Raw genomic sequence first — 20,334 nt, forward strand, 5'->3', positions numbered from 1 at the left:
GCCAGACATTGGGCTACCAAGCTATCAACATTGAAGTGCCTTGAAATGCCCGCGGGTATTACCCGTGTTTCTTGCCGAGGCTCTTTTTCATGTTACGGCTGCTATACAAGCGGTAGCGATGAAAGTCAGGGTCGTTGCGTTCTTCCTGGGGCGTCTTGGTGTAACGCTTGTATTCCCACTGATACTGAGCGGGGTCGAGAGCTATGGCGGCCTCGACGCTAGCGTTGACCCCCGTGCAGGAGGTGACTTCAACCTCGGAATAGACACGCTCGTCAGCGGCCAGGAAATGCAAGGCATAGCCTTTACCGGGAAGGCGCCGGGCCACGCCGGTAACGACACGTGCGTTGGTCCGGGTGACCAGCTTAGGCAGCAGGGTGGCGGTATATGCCAAGCGTCCATAGAAGGGGGCAAAGGCGCCACTGCCCCAGGCCGGTTCCTGGTCCGGCAGTATCCCCACTGCCTCGCAGCGCTTGAGGGCCTTGAGCAACGCCGCGACACCTCTAGGGTTGGTCGGTACCAGCTTGGCACCATTGCGTTCGCGGCCAGCACGGATGATGGGGTCCAGCGCAGCAAGCTTGGGGGGTTCATACATGGCGGTGAAAGGGAAGTGGCTGGACAGCCAGAAGTTGAGAACTTCCCAGTTGCCGAAATGTGGAGCCAGAACAATGACACCCTGTCCATGAGCACGAGCGTCATCCAGCAACTCTCTGCCATGTACCTCGACAATGCTGGCGGCAACTTTCTCCGTCTTGCCCTGCCAGGCAAACCCCAGTTCCAGCATGGTGGCGGTGGAATGCATCAGGCTGTCGCGGGCCAGGTGGCTACGTTCACCGGCCGTGATATCGGGGTAGACCACATCAAGGTTGATCTGCGTCACTGCTCGTTCACGCCTGAGTACTGATTGGCAAAGTGACACTGCGATCCGGCTCAGGCGCCACAGGGTGGCAGGACTGGCGTTGGCAAGTACGCGCCACAGGGCTGCCACGGCAGTGGCTTGGAACTGTTGGAGTAATGAATGACGCATGATCAGATCAGCCAGCTTTCCAGATTATCGGGAGAGCGGCGTTCCTGCAGAGCCTTGAAGCCTTTGACGCAGCGTACGATGAGCCATACGGCAAGAGCCAGCATCAATGGTACCCCGACCACGATGAGGATCAGGAGGCTGGCAACGCAAAGGTACAGCAGTCCGATCCAGAAGGTGCGAATCTGGTAGCGGTAATGATCGTCGAGCCAGGAGGGGCCTTTGCCACGGTAGATATAGGCGACCACAACACTGATCAACGCAGTGAAGCCGGTAAACAGGTTGGCCAGCAGCAGCGCGTAGCTGATCAGCGCTATGGTGGTATCCGTATCATTCCTGTCGTTGGGAGGTTCCGGTGGTTCGACCTGGGGCTCATGAGGTGTCAGATCGCTACTGCTCATGCATCATATCCCTGTATTGCCATATCCTTGTGTTACTGAGTCCCTAGGTTGCTAATTTCCTAGGCTTCTGGGACTTTCTGACCGCGCACGCGCTGCATAATACCTCGTTGGTAGTAATTTAGCAGGCGGTAGGATCCTTTAGCGGGCGACAGATCTCCAGCAAGTTGCCATCTGGATCGCGTAGATAGAGTGATTCTATCCTGCTGGAGGCTCCCTGGCGTTCGACAGGACCCAGTTCGATTTCCACTGATAATGCATCGAGGTGGCGCTTGACCTCATCCAGTGGCAGTTGGCTACGCAGGCAGATATCAAGGCTTCCTGCAGTAGGTGTGGCTGCACGCGGGACAATGTCTGTGGCCGTCCAATGCAGGCGTAGTGCCATGTCGCCAAGCATCAGGTCGACACGCTCCTGGTCGCGGTAACGCACATCGAGGCCCAGGACACGGGTATAGAAGTCCACGGCTCGGGAAATGTCGGTCACGGTAATGACCAAATGATCCAGACCTGACAGCATGCCTCTCTCCGTAAAGATTTTTCAGTCACAGAGAATACGCCGATGCCGGCTTGTCCGCTATGTTCCAGCAACGCAACTTATCATTTTCATCGCGATGCGCAGCGCGACTATTTCCGTTGTCGTGTGTGCGACCTGATAGCAGTACCTCCGGGCCAGAGGCTGGACCCTGAAGCCGAGAAGGCAGTATACGACCAGCACGACAATCGCCCCGACGATCCGCGGTATCGGGCGTTTCTCTCCAGGCTGTTCATACCGCTGAGTCAACGCCTGAAAGCCGGAGCCGAGGGGCTGGACTTTGGTGCCGGTCCGGGGCCAACGCTCTCGCTGATGTTTGCAGAGGCTGGGTTCCCTACCCAGATTCATGACCCTTTCTTCCATCCCAATCCCACTGCCTTGGCGCAGCAGCACGACTTCATCACAGCCAGTGAAGTGGTCGAGCACTTGTTTGCCCCTGGCAAGATACTCGAGACATTGGTGATGTGCTTGAAGCCTGGTGGCTGGCTGGGTGTGATGACCAAACGCACGCCGGAAGATTTTTCAGCCTGGCATTACAAGCAGGACCCTACTCATGTGGTTTTCTTCAGCGAGGCATCTTTTGTCTGGTTGGCTCGCAAACATGATCTTGATCTGACTTTTCCTGGGCCGGATGTGGTACTACTGCAGCGTCTATAGAGAGTGTGTCGACAAAGGCGTTGACAGCGATAGGTACGGGGGTATATTCCCCGCCCATTGACCCCGTGCCGCGTCTTGGCTGGCCTCAGGGCTGACTACCATCTCCTCTATACGACGTTTCCTTGTCCATTTACTGTCAGAGAGGCTCCTGATGTCCCCGCAATTGTTGGCCATGGCCATTGCCCCTTTGTTAGGGCTGTTCATTCTTGGCATTGGCAATGGTTATCTGACCACTCTGGTTTCACTACGCCTGGATGCGGCAGGGGAGTCCCAGGTCGTGGTGGGTCTGGTGTCCTCGGCCTACTACATTGGCCTTGGGCTGGGGGCGATGATGAATGATCGCCTGTTGCTAAGGATTGGTCACATTCGTGCCTATGGCAGCTTTGCCTCTCTGGTTGCGGTCACGGTGCTGCTGCTGGGGCTTATCTTTGAGCCCATGGTGTGGTTCGTGCTGCGCTTGATAGGTGGCTGGGCCATGGTGGGGGTTTTTCTAGTCATCGAAAGCTGGTTGTTGACCTCCAGTGAACCCAAGGTGCGTGGACGTCTGCTGGCGCTGTACATGATTGCACTGTATGCCTCGGGTGTGATCGGGCAGTTGCTGTTGGGGGCCACGCAGAACATGGGCAAGTTCGAGCCCTTCATGCTGGTGGGGATGATGGCATCATTGTCGGTGTTGCCAATGGCCATGATTCCGCGGGTTACGCCCTTGATCGACAAGGCTGAACCACTACCTCCGTGGCGCTTGATCACCATCACCCCGACCGGTGTGGTCGGCAGTCTTGGTTCTGGGGTACTGGTGGCAGCGGTATATACGCTGCTGCCTCTTTATCTGCAGCGCAACGGTTACCCTGTCAGCCAGGTAGGCATCTACATGGCCATCACCGTACTGGGGGCCATGCTGTTGCAGTACCCGGTGGGACGTTGGTCCGATCGCCACGATCGTCAGATCGTGCTGATCATGATCGGCCTGTTCTGTGTAGCGATCTCCGCGCTGGTCATGCTTGTTCCATTGCCCTGGTGGGGGTTGGCAGGCGTCCTGTTCCTGCTTGGTGGCGGGATCTTCTCGCTTTACCCCGTGGCGGTCAGTCATGCCGCCGACAGGGCGCCTGCTGGCGCTCTGGTATCCATGAGCCAGGGGTTGCTGCTGATCAATGCCATTGGCTCGGCAGCCAGTCCTCCCGCCATCAGTCCCTTGATGGCTGCCATCGGCGATGCAGCGTTGTTCGGCGCCTTTGCTGTACTGGCAGCACTGCTGGTTACCTTCTTCCTGTGGCGACGCATGGTACGGCCGGCACCGGTACCGGTGGCGCCATTCTCTCCATCCACACCCTTGTCATCCGTGGGGGCTGAATTGGCAGTGACCGAGGAGTGGGTGCAGGGGGCCAAGGAGCATGAGCACATGGAAGATCTGTCCGATGTCCTGCCCGAGGTGGAGGTGGCTGAGCCTCTGGTTGGCCCGCCACTGGCAGAAAATGATTATGTGGCCTATTACGATGAGGACGGCTTCCATGAAGGCACGCTTGAAGCGATGCAAGACTCATCCTCCGAGCATGCCGATGGCCACGACGATCAAAAAGGGAACGAGGAACCGGTCGTCGATAGTACGGATGCCGGCGAATCTTCCAAGCGAGATGACGCTTGACCCGTTAGAGACAGCCAGGAAGCTGCTTTGGCTCAAGGGCAGTTCGGCTCAAGGGCAACTAGCGACCTTGGGCTAATAGAGACTCGCAAGTAGGGAAACTACTATCGCGGATATGGTTTTCCTATTCATCCTCTACCTCGGGCTTTCCTATGTTCCCTTATGCTGCCCCTGTCCGTGACATGAGCTTCGTTCTTACGGAGCTCTTGCGTCACGAATCCCTGTCTCTTCCTGCCTTTGCCGACATTTCTCCTGATCTGGTTGATGCGGTGCTCGAAGAAGCCGCCAAACTGGCTTCGGATGTATGGGCCCCACTCAATGCCAGTGGTGACCGCCAGGGCTGTACTCGCCGTGACGATGGTGGCGTGACATTGCCCGATGGATTTATCGAAGCCTACCGCGCCTATGCTGAAGGTGGCTGGAATGGTATCGGCGTCAGTGCCGAGCTGGGTGGTCAGGGATTGCCGGAGGTAGTGGCCACCAGTGTTCAGGAAATGCTCCATGGCGCGAACATGGCACTCGGCCTGTGCCCCATGCTGACCGCCGGAGCGATCGAAGCACTGGCCCATCATGGCAGTGATGGGCAGAAAGCGTTGTATCTGGACAAGCTCATCGAAGGAAGCTGGACCGGCACCATGAATCTCACCGAGCCCCAGGCTGGCTCGGATCTGTCGCGAGTCCGTACCCGGGCGATTCCCTGCGAGGTGACGGAAGGGGACTTTTATCGCATCTTCGGCCAGAAGATCTTCATCACCTGGGGGGAGCACGATGCCTCGGACAATATTGTCCATCTGGTGCTGGCACGTACGCCGGATGCTCCTGAAGGCAACAAGGGCATTTCCCTGTTTCTGGTACCCAAGTTCCTGGTCAACCCGGATGGCACATTGGGGGAGCGCAACGATGTGGTGTGTGCTTCCATCGAGCACAAGATGGGCATTCATGGTAGCCCGACATGCACGTTGAGTTTCGGCGAGAAAGAGGGGGCTATCGGCTATCTGGTCGGTGAACTCGGGCGTGGGCTCAATCATATGTTCACCATGATGAACGAAGCTCGCCACAAGGTCGGTGTTCAGGGGATTGGTGTGGCCGAGCGCGCTTGCCAGCACGCGTTTTCCTATGCTGCCGAACGTTCTCAGGGGCGCATGCCCAACGCCAGGGGGGGGGAGCCTTGCGTGATTGCCGAGCATCTTGATGTGCGCCGCATGCTGCTGTCCATGCGTGCTCGCACCGATGCTCTGCGTGCTCTGGCGCTGTATTGTGCGGCCCTGCTTGATGTGGCCCGTCATCATGCTGATGAGAGTCAACGTCGTTCGGCCCAGGCTCGGGTGGATGTGCTGATACCTGTCGTAAAGGGCTTTTCCACTGATCAGGCAGTGGATATTGCCTCGCTTGGCATCCAGGTTCACGGGGGGATGGGGTATATCGAAGAAACGGGTGCGGCCCAACTGCTGCGTGATGTCCGTATCTCTGCCATCTATGAAGGTACCAACGGTATTCAGGCGTTGGATCTGGCCGGACGCAAGCTGCAAATGGATGATGCTGGGGCCATGTCGTCATTGCTTGATGAAGTGAATGCGACTGCCGCGCAGATGAAGGACAAGCCCGATCTGGCGATGCTGGCCGAGGGGTTGGCGGCCGGAGCGGAAGACTTGCGCGTCTGCGTGTCCAAGGTCCTGGAGGAAGGACGCGATGGTCAGTCAGGACAGGATGCGGTTCAGGCCTATGCCACTCCGCTGCTGTCTCTGGCTGGGCATGTGCTGTGTGCCTGGCAGATGGGGCGTGCTGCACTCAAGGCCCAGCAGGCCGTGGATGCCGGCAGCGACGACGATTTCTATCGGCGCAAGCTGGCGAGTGCTGATTTCGCCATTCGCCAATGGTTACCTGTCGGGCGTGCGCAGCGCCAGGTGATTGAAGCCGGCATGCAGAGTCTTGCTGCATTCACTGTTATCCGTGAGTCCTGAAACCTACGCCAGGGGGAAAAGCATGACTGCATCGATTTTTGAACAGGGAATGCCGCAGACTCCAGCCAATCACGTGGCCCTGTCTCCACTGACATTCATTGAACGTAGTGCTTCCGTCTATCCGGATTACCCGGCAGTGATCTATGGAGATATCCGGCGTGACTGGGCGACGACCTGGGAACGTTGCCGCCGGCTGGCTTCTGCCCTCGAGAAACGCGGTATTCAGGCAGGCGAGACGGTGGCTGCCATGTTGCCGAATGTGCCGGCCATGTTCGAGGCCCATTTTGGCGTGCCCTTGGCCGGCTGTGTGCTCAATACCTTGAATATTCGCCTGGATGCCGATGCCATCGCCTATATGCTCGAGCATGGCGAAGCCAGGGCGGTGCTGGTGGACCCGGAGTTTGCCGATGTCATCGCCCAGGCAGTGGACAAGCTGGATGGCAAGCCGCTGATCATCGATGTGGCGGACGAAGCCTTCTTCCCCGGAGGGCGGGCAATCGGCGAAGTGGAATACGAGTCACTGCTGGCCGAGGGGGATCCGGACTATCCCTATCGCTTGCCCGATGATGAATGGCAGGCGATCTCTCTCAACTACACCTCAGGTACTACCGGGCGACCCAAGGGAGTGGTCTATCATCATCGCGGCGCCTATCTGAATGCCCTGGGCAATCTGTTGGCCTGGGGCATGCCTCAGCACCCGATCTACCTGTGGACCTTGCCCATGTTTCATTGCAATGGCTGGTGCTTTCCATGGGTGATTGCGGCGATGACAGGTACCAACGTATGTCTGCGCAAGGTCGAACCCAAGCGGGTCATGGAGCTGATTGCGGCAGAGAAGGTGAGCCATTTCAGTGGCGCTCCCATTGTACTCAATGGCCTGGTCAATCTACCCGAGGCAGACAAGTGCGTCATCGATCATCCCGTTAAGGCCACCACGGCTGGTGCAGCGCCTCCGGCGGCGGTCATCGCCGGAGTGGAACGCATGGGCATCGATGTCACGCATGTCTATGGACTGACCGAAGTCTATGGGCCGGTGACATCCTGTGCCTGGCGCGAATCCTGGGATGAATTGCCCCTGGAAGAGCGGGCACGCATCAAGTCCCGCCAGGGGGTACGTTATCCGATGCTCGAAGCTGCCTGTGTTGCCGACCCTGATACCCTGGAACTACTGCCCAAGGATGGCAAGACCATGGGGGAAGTGCTGATGCGTGGCAATACCGTCATGAAGGGGTATCTCAAGAACCCTGAAGCCACTGAAGCAGCGCTTGAAGGGGGTTGGTACCATACTGGCGATCTTGCCGTGTGGCATGCCGATGGCTACATCGAGATCAAGGATCGGGCCAAGGACATCATCATTTCGGGCGGAGAGAACATTTCCACCATTGAAGTGGAAGATGCTCTCTATGCTCACCCGGCAGTGGAGGAAGTTGCCGTGGTGGCAAGGCCTGATGAGAAATGGGGCGAGACCCCATGTGCTTTCGTCAAGCTCAAGGACGGCAGTGCTGATGTCTCCGAAGTGGAACTCATCGCATACTGCCGCGAGCACCTGGCTGGCTTCAAGGTTCCCAAGACGATTGTATTTACTGAATTGCCCAAGACGTCTACCGGCAAGATTCAGAAGTTCGTGCTTCGCGAAGAAGCGAGAAATCTTTAGCCAGGGCTTTCAGGAAGCATCGGGCCGTTCCAGCTTCAGGCATGAACCTGAGTAGATCATGGATAAATGGAGAGAAATGGATGAGTCAACAGATTGGCGTGGTCGGTGCGGGAACCATGGGGCAGGGGATTGCCCAGGTACTGCTGCAGAGTGGGTTTGTCGTCACCCTGTATGATGTTGCCGAAGCCCCGCTCGAGCGGGCCAGGAAGGCCATCGACAAGGGGCTCGGCAAGCTGGTGGAAAAAGGCAGGCTCAGTGACGACGAGCGTTCTTCTGCGCAGCAACGCCTGTCTACCACGATATCTCTGGAAGCCCTCGGCAGTTGCGAGGTGGTGATCGAGGCCGCGCCGGAAAAAGCGGAGCTCAAGGAAGCCTTGTTCCGTGACCTCAGTCGCCTGTCGCCAGACATCATCCTGGCTTCCAATACCTCTTCTCTATCTCTGACTCGTCTGGCTGCCGTCTGCGAAGGTCCTGAGCGAGTGATCGGCATGCATTTCTTCAATCCGGTTCCCGTGCTCAAGCTGGTCGAGGTGATTCGTGCCGAACAGACCAGCGATGCCACGGTGGCGCGAGTCGAGGCCTTGGCTGAAGCCATGGGCAAGACCTCCGTTGCCATCGCCGACTCCCCGGGGTTTGCCGTCAATCGTCTGCTGATTCCCATGATCAACGAAGCGATCTTCCTGGTGCATGAAGGAGCTGCCAGTCCAGAGGATATCGATACCGCCATGAAACTGGGGGCTGCACATCCGATTGGCCCTCTGGCCCTGGCTGACCTCATTGGTCTCGATGTGTGCCTGGCGATCATGGAAGTCCTGGCCGACGGTTTTGGTGATCCCAAATACCGCCCTTGTCCGCTGCTCAAGCGCATGGTGGATGCCGGCCAGCTTGGTCGCAAGAGTGGCCGAGGATTCTTCCATTACGCCTGATGTTTCTCCTGTCCCGTGCCTCGGGGCAAGGGTTGGCTGGTCTTGAACGAAAGCCTGCTTGTTTGCCTACCAAGCGTTCGCTAGGGTAGGCCATGGCGAATACGTCTATCAGGTATCAGGAGGGATTATGAGCGAGCAGTTGATCGAAATGGTCGATAACAGTGGTGTGGTGCGCCTGACGATCAGCCGTCCCCAGGCACTCAACGCACTCAACAGTGCTGTGATCGAGACGCTGGAACAGATTCTGGTCGAGCTGGAAGGATGGGACGACCTGCGCGCGGTACTGATCACGGGTGCAGGAGAAAAGTCCTTCGTTGCCGGTGCCGATATCAGCGAGATGCAGCACAAGACCCCGGCAGAGGCTCGCGAGTTTGCTGGCAAGGCACTGCGTACGATCAAGCGTCTCGAGACCTTGCCGGTACCGGTTGTGGCACTGGTCAACGGTTTTTGCCTGGGGGGCGGCTGCGAGCTGGCGCTGGCCTGTGACTGGGCCGTTGCCAGCGACAATGCCATTTTCGGCCAACCGGAAGTTCTGCTTGGCGTGATTCCTGGTTTTGGCGGTACGCAACGCTTGCCGCGTCGGGTTGGCCCTGCCATGGCCCTGGATCTATGTACGACGGGGCGCAAGCTCGATGCTCAGGAAGCTTTGCGTATTGGCTTGGTCAACCAGGTGATGTCTCAGAGCGAGCTGCAGGATTATGCCGACACTCTGACCAAGCAACTGAGCGGCAATGGTCCCCAGGCGGTGCGTAGTGCCAAGCAGGCGATTCACGATGGCATGGACCAGGATCTGGACAGTGCCCTGGCCCTGGAAACAGGTCTCTTTGCACTGTGCTTCGCAGGCGATGAACAACGTGAGGGAATGACGGCTTTCGTCGAGAAGCGCAAGCCCGATTTCTAAGCAGACATGCCATCTCTTCTGCTTGTACCCTGCGATGATCTGCGGGCAGCCCAGGCACTGGTTCGTGGCAACATGGCTGAAGACTATCAGCGGCATGGCTTGAGCTGGGATGAAGACAGCTTTATTCAGCGCTGGCCGAGACTGGAATGGCGGTGGCTGATGCTAGCGAGGCGGCGTTGTGGGCTGTTGGCCTGGGAAGTGCTGGAGGCCCGGCTGTATCTGCGGGAATTGCAGGTAATGGCTGATGAGCGAGGCCGGGGGCTGGGTTCCCTGGCCTTGGGTCGTGTGGAGCAGGAGGCCATGGCGCAGGGCTGCACCGCTGTGCGACTCAAGGTGCTTTCTGGAAGCCGGGCCGCAGCACTGTATCGGCGCTGTGGCTATCAGCAGGTGCAAATGACCCCTACACCGCGGGGACAGACCTATGGGCTGGAGAAGGCATTGCCTTTGAAGATCTAGCCTGATTTTGCCTGGCTTGTGTTGTCTAGCTTGATGTCGTCTTGCTCGTGCGGCGCCATTGCCAGGGGAGCATGCCGGTGGCAACCGCCGTGCCGGCCAGTGTGATGGCCATGCCGATCAGGATACGGCCATTCAATGACTCATCGAGTAGCAGGTATCCCCATAGCAGAGCACTGACGGGCACCAGAAAGGTGACGGTGGAGGCGGCTGTTGCACCAGCACTGGCCAGCAGGCTGAAGTACAGCAGGAAAGCCAGGGCCGAGGAAAGAACGGCAATGGCAATGGCGCTGGCCCAGGCCATGCTGCTGATACTGCCTTGTGGCCACATCAAGAGTCCGGGAATCAGCAGCATCAATCCGGACATGCCGCAACTGCCCGCTGCCAGTACGCGCACCGGCAAGTGGCTGAGGCGGGTCTTGGAATAATTGCCGGCAAGGCCATAACCGCAAGTAGCACCGAGTACCGCCAGGATGTACCAGCCATCGCCGCCTAGCGCGAAATCGAGGCGGTCTGCTGACAGCACATAGACGCCAAGGAACGCCACTGCGAGCCCCAGGTACTGGTGCTTGCGGATCGGAGTGGCAAAGCAGGCTGCTCCGATCAAGGCAGTGAAGATGGGGGTCGTGGCATTGATCAGGGAAGTGAAGCCTGCTTCCAGGCGCATGGTGGCCAATGCAAGGAGCGAGAATGGCAGCACGTGATTAAGAAAACCAAGCAGTGCCAAGGGGCCAAGATTCTCGCGTACCAGTCTCAGATAGTGGCTGGACATCAAGACGAGAGGGGCCAACAGCAAGGCAGCCAGCCCCATGCGGATCAGCACTAGCGGTAGCGGGCCAAATTCTGGTGCGGCGACACGCATGAAGATGAAGGACATACCCCATAGTGTCGATAGCAGCAGAAGCTTGAGAGCGTCAGAGGCTGACATGCTGAATCCTTGGGATCTGGGCGAGCGTGGTGCGTTTGGGCAAAACTCGATCCTATGCTTTATATGTGTTCAGGAAAAGACGAAAACGGAATAGATATCGCCGTGTTGGTCAGTCTCGATGTCAGATGGGGAAGGGCTGAGGCAGGGGTGGCATGGAGACTGGGTCAGGAGACCGGAGCAATGAAAACCATTGGACTGTTGGGTGGCATGAGCTGGGAATCCACCGTGAGTTACTATCAGGCCTTGAATCGCGGGGTGAATCGTCGCCTGGGAGGGCATCATTCGGCGAAGATCCTCATGTTCAGCGTCGACTTTGCCGAGATAGAGGACCTGCAGCGCGAAGGGAACTGGGCCGTGGCGGGAGATCTATTGGCACAAGCCGCGCAGAGATTACAGGGGGCTGGGGCTGAACTGCTGCTGATAGGCACCAATACCATGCATAAGGTGGCCGACCAGGTTGCCAGTGCCATCGATATTCCTCTGCTGCATATTGCCGATGCGACGGCGGATGCCTTGTTGGCGGATGACATGCAGCGCGTGGGGCTACTCGGTACCCGCTTCACCATGGAGCAAGCGTTTTATCGGGAGCGCCTAGAGGACCGTGGCCTGGAAGTTCTGGTTCCTGAGGAAGATGAGCGAGAGTGCGTGCACCGGATCATTTACGACGAGTTGTGTCAGGGAGTCATCGAGCCTGGCTCGCGCGATGCAATGTTGCGTATCATGGATGCCCTGGCGGCCCGTGGTGCCGAGGCCATGATTCTTGGTTGTACCGAAATTGCCTTGTTGGTTTCTCAGCAGGACACGGCAATGCCGCTCTACGATACTGCCGCTTTGCATGCTGAGTGTGCAGTGAAGCATGCACTCGACTGACAAGGACGTATATGCATATCACTCAATTGGCCATTTATCCTGTCAAGTCCCTGCGGGGCATTGTGCTTGACCAGGCCGAACTCACCGAGCGAGGGCTGGCGTTCGATCGTCGCTGGATGATCGTCGACAGCAATGGGGATTTTGTCACCCAGCGCGAAGTGTCTGCCCTGGCCACCATTACGGTGGAGCTGGGAGAGCAGCATCTCACGCTGCGTCATGAAACCTTACCGGCCTTTTCCCTTGCACTTGCCGAACCCAAAGGGGGGGCACGCACGGTACGTGTCTTTCGCTCCTACTGTGAAGCTCTGGATGAAGGCGATGAAGTGGCAGCCTGGCTGGCATCGGTACCCGGTCTGGAGGTGGTGGAAGGGTTACGTCTGATGCGCTTCCCCGAGTCTGGGCGCCGAGAGGTGCCGGCGGATTACCTCGCTGAGGCCGAGAAAGGCTATGTGCATGTGGCCTTTTCTGATGAGTATCCATTGTTGATTGCGCATCAAGCCTCGTTGGATGCCTTGAATGCACAGCTTGAGCAGAAGGGTGAGAGCAGGGTGCCAATGACCCGCTTCCGGCCTAATGTGGTCGTGGAAGGTAGCGATGAACCTTTCGCCGAGCGAGACTGGCGTACCTTGCAAGGGCCCGAATACCGATTGGGTCTGCGTAAGCCCTGCAAGCGCTGCAAGATCGTCACTCAAGACCAGTTGACAGGCATCGCGCCATCGGTGAAGGAACCTCTGCGCACGCTGGTGACGATGGACACTCAGCCCGGATGGAAGGGCGCCTATTTTGGCCAGAATGCTGTGGTGGAGGAGGGTGTCGGGGTGGTACTGCGAGTCGGGGATGTCTTGAGTCTGGCCTGAACCTGATTGATCACCACGCGCCGACTTTGTCAGATTGCCTTGGGAACCCTGTTGCTCCGGTCACTCCGGGACGTCATGCAGGCGGCGGTGTAGCTCGCGAATCTCTTCCGCAAGCTCTGCCGCAGGCCCTTCCACCTGGGCAGCAGGGACGATATCGGTAATCGGCAAGGCGGCCACTGGCCCCGGAGCAATGTCCCACTGTGCCAGCCACTCGCCCAGTTGCTGGGTGGAGCTGGCATAGACGATTCTTCCCAATCCTACCCAGCCGTGAGCGGCGGCACACATCGGGCAATGTTCCCCCGAGGTGTAGACAGTCGCCGCGGCTCTTTGCTGCGGTGTCATGTGCTCCGCTGCCCAGCGAGCAATGGCGAATTCAGGATGACGGGTGGCATCACCTCCGGCCACACGGTTGCGGTCCTCGAAGCGCACTTCGCCGTTGGCGTCGACCAGTAGCGAACCGAAGGGCTCGTCGCCGTCTTCCAGTGCCGCCCGGGCCAGGCTGACGCAGCGGCGCAGGTGTTGCAGATCAGTGCTGTTCATGGGGTGTTCCTCTTGAAGGGCAGGGCTTGAATGGTCAGGACGATGGCTCACGGTCATCGGGTAATGTATCGACCAGTTCCAGCGCTACGGCGAGACGTACCAGTTGCGGCAGGCTGGCGGCGTCAAGGGCCTTCATGATGCGGTAGCGGTATACCTCCACCGTCTTGGTGCTCAAATCCAGGTGAGTGGCGATGTCCCGACTGGTATGGCCACGAGCGACTTCGACCAGTACCTCCTGTTCCTTTGGCCTCAGGGCCTGATAACGCTGCCTGAGCCTGTCCAATTGCTGATGACGCTGCAAGGCTTGAGCTTGTCTGGCCAGTGCCTGCTGGATGACGTCGATCAACTGTTGCTGGTTGAAAGGCTTTTCGATGAAGTCAAAGGCGCCGGCCTTGAGGGCGCAAACGGCCATGGGGACATCGCCGTGGCCGGTCATCATGATCAAGGGCGGGCATCGCTCGAGAGCATTGAGCTGTTGTTGCACTTGCAGGCCACTCAGGCCTGGCATGCGCACATCGAGCAGCAAGACGGCGTGGCCTTCTACCCCGGCATGAAGAAATTCATCACCACTAGCGTAGCTGACTGTCTCGAGTCCTACCGACTCAAGCAACCAGGAGAGCGACTGACGCAGGTCGTCATCATCGTCGATGATGGCAATGCGTGGTGCTGGAGAGTGGCCTGGGGCGGTGGGGCGACTCATGGGGTGTCCTTAGGTGGTTGTCGGTATGACAGCGAGTTCATGCGAAAGGCAGTATCACTCGGAAGGTAGCGCCACCTTCGTCGGGTTTTTCATGCTCAAGGCTGTTATCTGGCTCAAGGCTGTCTTTTCGCTCAAGGCTGTCCACCAAGGTAAGGCTCCCCCCCATGGCTTCGGCCAGTGAATGGCTGATCGAAAGGCCCATGCCAAGGCCATTGTCGTGGCCGCTGACGAAGGGGGCAAAGATCTCCTGGCGCTTTTCCTTGGCAATGCCGGGGCCGTTGTCAGCCACTTCAATATAAAGCTCGATGGGTGAGGCCCGCCTGGCGCTGACACGGATTCGGCCGGGACTGCCGACATGGCGGCAGGCTTCATATTGGCAGGCTTCCAGGCTGTTGAGCAGCAGGTTGACCAGAATCTGCTCCAGCCCGATAGGGTCGGCCAGCGTTGCTGGCAAGTCCGGCTCAATCAGGCGATCAAGACTGACGCCTTGTTGATGACATTGCCACTGGCATAGCAGGCAGGCTTGTTCGATGACGTCATGGACGGCTACGGGAATCGGGCGGATATCACCGTGGCGGACAAACCGACGGATATGACGCAGGCGTGCAGATAGCCGTTCGACCTGTTCACTGATCCGGGTAAGTGGCATGGCCAGGTGCGAAGCAGGTTGGTCCGGGTTGTGCTCGAGTTGTATCAAGGCGCCATGGGCATAGTTGGCCATGGTGGCAAGAGGCTGGTTGCACTCGTGGGCAATATTGCTGGCCAGTTCCCCCAGCGTTGCCAAGCGATTGGCATGGGCGATGTATTGCTGATGGCGGCGCGACTCTGCTTCGGCAATAACACGGCGGCTGACATCCCGGGAAACGCACAGCACATCGAGCAGCTCACCGCTGGATGGGTCGCGGCGGGTGCGGCTGGTCGTCTCGAACCATACATAATGCCCATTCTTGGCCCGAAATCGGTAAGTCTGTTGATAGAAGCCTTCGTAGTAGTAGATGAGCGGCGACTTGCTCAGCAGTGCCTCGAGGTCATCTGGATGAAAGAGATCGTAGGCAGAAACGCCCAATAACTCGTCGGGTTCGTAGCCGAGGAGGTCCCGGGCCGCATGTGAGGCGTACAGGAACACGCCATTGCGATCATGACGGGAGATCATGTCGGTCGTGCTTTCTGCCAACCATTGATAGTGGCGTTTCTCGGCTTCGAGGAAGGCCACTTCGGCTTCCAGTTCACGTATTCGCTGGCTCTCGCTCATTGGCCACCTCATTCGGCTATCGCATCCGCCCTTCAGAATCAGTGAGCGGGATCGATAACGCCGCCCAGTGATGCGTTGCGTCGGAACCAGCCGGCAATGCTGCTGCGTGGCTGTCGAGCCGGAAGCACTTCGTGAGGGACCTGCTCAGACAGGAAACAGGCAAAAGTGCCAGCCTTGGGTATCACTCGAGCCACCTCGCGGTCAGGGTTCTCGGCATCATAGATGACCATCTCTCCTCCGCCATCATCAGGCCAGTCCGGATTGAGATAGCCCACGGTGGAAACGACGCGATTGGCACGTCCACGGAAGCTGTCCAGATGGCGCTGGTAAAAGGCGCCAACAGGATAATGGGCGAAATGCGCCTCGTATTCGAACAGTCCCAGGTACAGCGCGGCATTGAGTGACTGCTGCAGTGCGCCCATGGCTTCCAGATAACGGCGCTGGGCCAGACTTTCGCGGTCCAGCCAATGAATGGCATCACCTCGGATATCGCGGCGCAGTTCGAAGTCATGGCCGCGACCGATGCCGGCCTGGGACAGTTCCTGCTGCTGGTGCATGATCTCGATTTCCTGGTGCAGGGCCAGGCATAGCTGAGGGTCGAGCAGTGATTCGCCGATATACCAGCCTTGTTCCACCAGGGCATCGATCAGTTCGTTGATACGTTCAGCAGGCAAGGGACAGGCATCAGGATAGCCCGTGGAGTGGTTCATTGATGTCGTGCTCAATCAATTGGAAACGAGCCGTAGTTTACCCTCAGGACGCTGTAGAACACTCATGGATAATCCAAACCCCTCGGACATCAGTTCTACCAGCATCATGGCGGATAGTCCCCAGATGATGTAATCGTCCATTCCTGGCTCGGCAGGAATCCGGTAGCTGGGGATATACACCTTATTACCGTTGCGCTGGATCACATCAGTATGAGTGCGGCGATCTTCGAGGAAGTGTTCAAGTGGCACTTCGAAAATGGCATCCAGCTCGTTTTCGTCGGCGACCAGGGGCAAGTCAGGGGGAATGATTCCGACGAAGGGAGTGACCTTCAAGCCGTGCAACGACAGCACATCCGACAACTGGCCAATGACCGTCACCTGGTGACGGGGCAGGGCAATCTCTTCTTCAGATTCGCGCAATGCAGTGACAAGCAGATCGTCATCCTGCGGTTCGCGTTTACCTCCGGGGAAGGCCACCTGGCCACTATGAGTCGACAGGTGACTGGCTCGAAGGGTAAACAACAATGTCGGTTCAGGGCGAGCAACGATGGGGACGAGTACGGCCGCTTCCGCCAGCTTGGCATGCATGCGGCGTGGCCGGTGGGCTTGCAGTCGTTGGCGCAGGGTTTCTAACATGGGGGAATCCAATGCGTTCAGGTGGCACTGGGTAAGGCTGCCGACAGATGTCGCGGAGCTTTTTCTCTCCGGCCTCCAGCACTCTGCGATATGCTGTCTAGATTAACTCAATCTCCGTCCCGGGAGCGACATGAACTACTGTAGCCACTGTGGCCAGCCGGTCAGCTTTACCATTCCAGAAGGGGATGATCGCCCGCGATATGTCTGCCGTTCCTGTGGCACTATCCATTATCAGAACCCGATCATCGTGGCCGGCACCTTGCCCACGAGCGGCAGTCGGGTGTTGCTGTGCAAGCGAGCCATAGAGCCGCGCAAGGGCTATTGGACTCTGCCGGCAGGATTCATGGAAAACGGAGAGACCACACTACAGGCAGCAGCGCGGGAAACGCTGGAAGAAGCCTGTGCTGAAGTGGCTCTGGATAATCTCTATACGTTGATCAACCTGCCTCATATCAATCAGGTATTCATGATATTCCGTGCCAGGCTCCAGGGCAGTTTTCATCCTGGGCCCGAAAGTCTGGAAGTCGCCTTGTTCGAGGAACATGAGATTCCCTGGGATACCCTGGCCTTTCCGACGATCGAACGCACCTTGCGTCACTTCTTCGCCGACCGGCCTCAGTGCGATTTTCCGTTACATGTCAGTGATATCACCCTGGAAGATCGGCAGCGCTATTTCCGAGGGGCAGCCTCCTGATAAAGGGCTTGTCAGATCAGGCCTCAGTGTTCAGGGAATGCCTCCCTCAAGGGAGTCTATATCTCTTCCAGGCGCCAGACATCGTAGGCAGGCTCTTCATAAGGGTGGGCATGCTTCAGCGCTGCTACGGCATCGATGATCAGGTGGTCGGCACAGACAAGTTCCACTTTCAGTTCATCGACATGTTCCAGATTGTCGACCTGTCCGAGGTGTGGGGTGGCGCCTGCCAGCGGGCGGAACTGTCCCTGGCCTGGCGTTTGGAAGCAACAGGCTTCATAGTTACCGATACGTCCGGCGCCGGTGGCAAACACGGCCTCCTTGACCGCTTCCGCATTTTCCCGTGGAACAAAGAAGGCGAGCTTGTACATGCGAGGCTCCTTGTGATTGGCACTGTTATGGTTGGCGTCACTATGTTTGAGTCGCCATGGTCAGCGGGGCTGATTATGCCTTGAACAGGCGATGCCACCAGCGCGTACGAGGTGGCACAGAAGTCGTCCTAAGATATGGTGTGTCGAGGAAGGTGCGAATAGGTTCCACTTGCTCTGATCGGTCTAGCATCGGTGCATGACCACAGCCGGGGGCGACCAGGACCTCGAGTTCTGGCTGGTGTTCAGCCATGCGGCGTACGATATCCTCGGAAATCAATCGGGACTCGGCGCCACGGATTACCATCAATGGGCAACGGATTGCATCCCAGTCAGCCCAGGTATCGCGGGGGGTATCATGGATGAATTGCTCGCCTATACGCGGATCGTAGTGAAAGGTCCAGCTACCATCAGGAAGGCGTCGGGCGCTTTCCAGGGTCATGCGCTGCCAGGCTTCATCGCTTTGAATACCGAAACTGGCATAGTGTTGTCGCAGCTCTGTCTCAAGCTGACTCAGTCGGCTGAAACGATGGGGGATGGTGAAATATCTGGCCAGGTCGGCCAGACCATCCAGTTCCAGTTCCGGCCCCACGTCATTCAGCACCAGACGCTCGATGCGTGCCTGGGTCCTGGGAGAGGCTGCCAGCAGCATACCCAGCAATCCCCCCATCGACGTGCCAATCCAGGACACTTTGTCTAGGTTGAAGTGATCCAATATGGATACTGCAATGGTCTCATAGTGGGAATAGAGGTAATCATGGGCAGGATGCAGCGACCAGCTCGACAAGCCGCGACCAGGAGTATCAGGGGCGAGGATGCGCCATTCTGGCCCCAACAACCTGGCCATGTCCTCGAAGTCACCGCCATGACGAGCCAGGCCATGCCAGGCAATGACGGTGCGAGGGGCATCCGGGTGCCATATCCGCACTGCGATTTCCAGCTCTCTCACCGTTACCATACCAAGGCTATCCATATCGGCTCCTGCATTCGTCCAGAGAATGGGCCACGGGAGGGGCAATGGCCGGGAATACTGCATAGCAGCGTAGCGACAGGTCGATCCGATGTGCAAGGCGGCGAAATTTCCACCACTCTTGCACGATCGACTTTAGTTTTTTGCGTTAAACATGCGACAATGTATGTAAATGAACCTCCGCTAAGGAACAGACTCGAGGAATCTCCCATGACGCCTTCTCGTCTCGATTCACCGGCAGCCCGTCCGAACATGTCCCGACGGCTACTCGGTGCAATGGTGGCGGCATTGTTGGCTGGCCAGGTGCAGGCCGCTGACCTTCTCACTATCACTCGCGATGCTCTGGACAACAACTCGACGCTGGCGTCTGAACGTGCCACTACCAGTGCGACGGAAGAAAATCGCAACGTCGCTCGAGCCGACTTGCTGCCGCAGCTGACTGCCGCTGGTGAAGTGGCTTATAACAGTGTCTTCGAACAGCAGAGTCAGAAAGGCTTCAGCGGTACGGCGGGCGATGATCGCTACACCAGTTATGGCCTCAACCTTGAGGCGACGCAAGCGATCTACGATGCTCGCAACAGTCGTGAGGTAGGGGTTGCCGAGAAGCAGATCGATCAGCAGACCTATGCTCTGGCTGCTACCGAGCAGCAAGTATTGATCGATACGGCAACCGCATATTTCAACATTCTGCGGGCCAACGATATTCTTGATGCGCGTCGCGCCCAGGAACGTGCGATTGGCCGTCAGCTTGAGCAGGTCCAGGAGCAGTTCGACGTGGGCCTGGTGGCTATCACCGATGTGGAAGAGGCACGTGCCACCTTTGACCAGTCTCGGGCCGATCGCATTTCTGCCGAAAGCGATCTCCAGGTCGCCTTCGAACAGCTCGAGCGTTTGACTGGCAAGCGTTACGACAGTATCGACAAGCTCCAGGACGAGTTGCCGATCTCCCTACCGACGCCTAGCAGTCGTGATGCCTGGATTGATACGGCGCTGGAAAGCAGCCCGGACCTGCTGGCACAGAAGTCTGGCGTGGACGTGGCACGTGAGCAGGTCGGTGTATCCAAAGCCGATCGCCTGCCGGTGGTGTCAGGCTTCGTCAACTACTCCTACGCTGATGACGATCAGGATTACCTGGAGGATTACAACTCCACTGGCCAGGTCGGCATCAATGCCTCGATGCCTCTGTATACGGGTGGCCGCACCAGCGCATCCATTCGTCAGAGTACCTATAGCCTCGAGTCCAGCCAGTTCGACTTCGAGTCTCAGCGCCGCGAGACCATTCAGCAGGTGCGTGCCCTGTACACCCAGGTCAGCAACGATGTCTCTACCGTAGCGGCACGTCAGCAGGCCATTGTCTCCTCCCAGAGTGCACTGGATGCGACGCGCGCCGGGTATGAGGTCGGTACCCGTAACATCGTCGATGTGTTGAGTGCCGAGCAGAACCTGTACAACGCCATCGCCAATTATGCCGATGCTCGCTACAGCTATGTGACCAACCTCCTTACACTGCGCCGTCAGGCGGGGGTGCTGGATGAGGCGGCTATTGAGACCATCAATCAATACCTGCAGTCGAATGGTCAGGTGACATTCACGCTGCCGGAGAATAATGGGGGCAGTTACGACGCTGCTCTGGATATTGGTGAGCGCCCACAACTGGAACAATAACGGTG

22 protein-coding genes are annotated in these 20,334 nt (G+C 58.0%); 11 read left to right on the forward strand and 11 right to left on the reverse strand.

Features of this window, described 5'->3' with window-relative positions; genetic code table 11:
• Positions 1-58: 58 nt before the first annotated feature.
• The 3 genes from Q1K07_RS18940 to Q1K07_RS18950 form a co-directional block, all read right to left on the reverse strand.
• Positions 59-1,024 carry a lipid A biosynthesis acyltransferase gene (locus Q1K07_RS18940; RefSeq protein ID WP_300314722.1) on the reverse strand — a complete coding sequence of 322 codons (966 nt, stop codon included), beginning with the start codon at positions 1,022-1,024 and terminating at the stop codon, positions 59-61.
• Between the two features lie 2 nt (positions 1,025-1,026).
• The gene (locus Q1K07_RS18945; protein ID WP_300314725.1) at positions 1,027-1,422 is read right to left on the reverse strand and encodes a DUF4870 domain-containing protein; all 396 of its coding nucleotides are present in this window, start codon (positions 1,420-1,422) and stop codon (positions 1,027-1,029) included.
• Between the two features lie 118 nt (positions 1,423-1,540).
• A complete protein-coding gene (locus Q1K07_RS18950) occupies positions 1,541-1,936 on the reverse strand; it encodes a VOC family protein (RefSeq protein ID WP_300314728.1) in 396 nt (131 codons plus the stop codon).
• Between the two features lie 42 nt (positions 1,937-1,978).
• Here Q1K07_RS18950 and Q1K07_RS18955 point away from each other — a divergent pair, with 42 nt between their 5' ends.
• The 7 genes from Q1K07_RS18955 (at position 1,979) to Q1K07_RS18985 (ending at position 10,145) form a co-directional block, all read left to right on the forward strand.
• Positions 1,979-2,608, forward strand: a complete 630-nt coding sequence (locus Q1K07_RS18955) for a class I SAM-dependent methyltransferase (protein WP_300314730.1) — start codon at positions 1,979-1,981, stop codon at positions 2,606-2,608.
• A 151-nt stretch (positions 2,609-2,759) separates the two neighbouring features.
• Positions 2,760-4,250, forward strand: coding sequence for an MFS transporter (locus Q1K07_RS18960; RefSeq protein WP_300314733.1), 1,491 nt, complete (start codon positions 2,760-2,762; stop codon positions 4,248-4,250).
• Between the two features lie 149 nt (positions 4,251-4,399).
• Complete coding sequence (locus tag Q1K07_RS18965) at positions 4,400-6,208, forward strand: acyl-CoA dehydrogenase (protein ID WP_300314736.1); 1,809 nt, start codon at positions 4,400-4,402, stop codon at positions 6,206-6,208.
• A 22-nt stretch (positions 6,209-6,230) separates the two neighbouring features.
• Complete coding sequence (locus Q1K07_RS18970; protein ID WP_300314739.1) at positions 6,231-7,862, forward strand: acyl-CoA synthetase; 1,632 nt, start codon at positions 6,231-6,233, stop codon at positions 7,860-7,862.
• Positions 7,863-7,942: 80 nt separating this feature from the next.
• Positions 7,943-8,788: a 3-hydroxyacyl-CoA dehydrogenase NAD-binding domain-containing protein gene (locus Q1K07_RS18975; protein ID WP_300314742.1), complete on the forward strand. Its 846-nt coding sequence runs from the start codon at positions 7,943-7,945 to the stop codon at positions 8,786-8,788.
• Positions 8,789-8,915: 127 nt separating this feature from the next.
• Positions 8,916-9,689, forward strand: coding sequence for an enoyl-CoA hydratase-related protein (locus Q1K07_RS18980; RefSeq protein ID WP_300314745.1), 774 nt, complete (start codon positions 8,916-8,918; stop codon positions 9,687-9,689).
• A 6-nt stretch (positions 9,690-9,695) separates the two neighbouring features.
• On the forward strand, positions 9,696-10,145 hold the full coding sequence (locus tag Q1K07_RS18985; protein ID WP_300314748.1) for an N-acetyltransferase: 450 nt from the start codon (positions 9,696-9,698) through the stop codon (positions 10,143-10,145).
• A 25-nt stretch (positions 10,146-10,170) separates the two neighbouring features.
• Here the strand turns inward: Q1K07_RS18985 and Q1K07_RS18990 are convergent, their stop codons facing one another.
• Positions 10,171-11,070, reverse strand: coding sequence for a DMT family transporter (locus Q1K07_RS18990; RefSeq protein ID WP_300314751.1), 900 nt, complete (start codon positions 11,068-11,070; stop codon positions 10,171-10,173).
• Between the two features lie 180 nt (positions 11,071-11,250).
• On the opposite strand from Q1K07_RS18990, the gene Q1K07_RS18995 reads away from it, so the two are divergent.
• Positions 11,251-11,940 carry an aspartate/glutamate racemase family protein gene (locus Q1K07_RS18995; RefSeq protein WP_300314754.1) on the forward strand — a complete coding sequence of 230 codons (690 nt, stop codon included), beginning with the start codon at positions 11,251-11,253 and terminating at the stop codon, positions 11,938-11,940.
• Positions 11,941-11,951: 11 nt separating this feature from the next.
• On the forward strand, positions 11,952-12,797 hold the full coding sequence (locus Q1K07_RS19000) for an MOSC N-terminal beta barrel domain-containing protein (RefSeq protein ID WP_300314757.1): 846 nt from the start codon (positions 11,952-11,954) through the stop codon (positions 12,795-12,797).
• A gap of 60 nt (positions 12,798-12,857) precedes the next feature.
• Here Q1K07_RS19000 and Q1K07_RS19005 read toward each other — a convergent pair whose 3' ends face one another.
• The 5 genes from Q1K07_RS19005 to Q1K07_RS19025 are packed head-to-tail and all read right to left on the reverse strand — an operon-like array spanning position 12,858 to position 16,635.
• On the reverse strand, positions 12,858-13,337 hold the full coding sequence (locus Q1K07_RS19005) for a nucleoside deaminase (RefSeq protein WP_300314760.1): 480 nt from the start codon (positions 13,335-13,337) through the stop codon (positions 12,858-12,860).
• A 34-nt stretch (positions 13,338-13,371) separates the two neighbouring features.
• Positions 13,372-14,037: a response regulator gene (locus Q1K07_RS19010; RefSeq protein ID WP_300314763.1), complete on the reverse strand. Its 666-nt coding sequence runs from the start codon at positions 14,035-14,037 to the stop codon at positions 13,372-13,374.
• 37 nt (positions 14,038-14,074) lie between these two features.
• Positions 14,075-15,289: an ATP-binding protein gene (locus Q1K07_RS19015; RefSeq protein ID WP_300314766.1), complete on the reverse strand. Its 1,215-nt coding sequence runs from the start codon at positions 15,287-15,289 to the stop codon at positions 14,075-14,077.
• Positions 15,290-15,327: 38 nt separating this feature from the next.
• Entirely contained in the window at positions 15,328-15,999 is a 672-nt protein-coding gene (locus tag Q1K07_RS19020; protein ID WP_300314769.1) for a 2OG-Fe(II) oxygenase, read from the reverse strand.
• A gap of 15 nt (positions 16,000-16,014) precedes the next feature.
• Positions 16,015-16,635, reverse strand: a complete 621-nt coding sequence (locus Q1K07_RS19025) for a CoA pyrophosphatase (RefSeq protein WP_300314772.1) — start codon at positions 16,633-16,635, stop codon at positions 16,015-16,017.
• Between the two features lie 130 nt (positions 16,636-16,765).
• On the opposite strand from Q1K07_RS19025, the gene Q1K07_RS19030 reads away from it, so the two are divergent.
• The gene (locus tag Q1K07_RS19030; protein WP_300314775.1) at positions 16,766-17,329 is read left to right on the forward strand and encodes an NUDIX hydrolase; all 564 of its coding nucleotides are present in this window, start codon (positions 16,766-16,768) and stop codon (positions 17,327-17,329) included.
• Between the two features lie 56 nt (positions 17,330-17,385).
• On the opposite strand, the gene Q1K07_RS19035 is transcribed toward Q1K07_RS19030, so the two are convergent.
• Together Q1K07_RS19035 and Q1K07_RS19040 are read right to left on the reverse strand one after the other, a co-directional pair.
• Complete coding sequence (locus Q1K07_RS19035; protein ID WP_300314778.1) at positions 17,386-17,697, reverse strand: YqfO family protein; 312 nt, start codon at positions 17,695-17,697, stop codon at positions 17,386-17,388.
• A gap of 73 nt (positions 17,698-17,770) precedes the next feature.
• Positions 17,771-18,667 carry an alpha/beta hydrolase gene (locus Q1K07_RS19040; RefSeq protein WP_300314781.1) on the reverse strand — a complete coding sequence of 299 codons (897 nt, stop codon included), beginning with the start codon at positions 18,665-18,667 and terminating at the stop codon, positions 17,771-17,773.
• Between the two features lie 207 nt (positions 18,668-18,874).
• On the opposite strand from Q1K07_RS19040, the gene Q1K07_RS19045 reads away from it, so the two are divergent.
• Entirely contained in the window at positions 18,875-20,329 is a 1,455-nt protein-coding gene (locus Q1K07_RS19045; protein WP_300314784.1) for a TolC family outer membrane protein, read from the forward strand.
• The last annotated feature ends 5 nt before the right edge of the window (positions 20,330-20,334 follow it).

This window comes from Halomonas sp., from assembly GCF_029263665.1.
Classification (GTDB): Bacteria; Pseudomonadota; Gammaproteobacteria; order Pseudomonadales; family Halomonadaceae; genus Halomonas.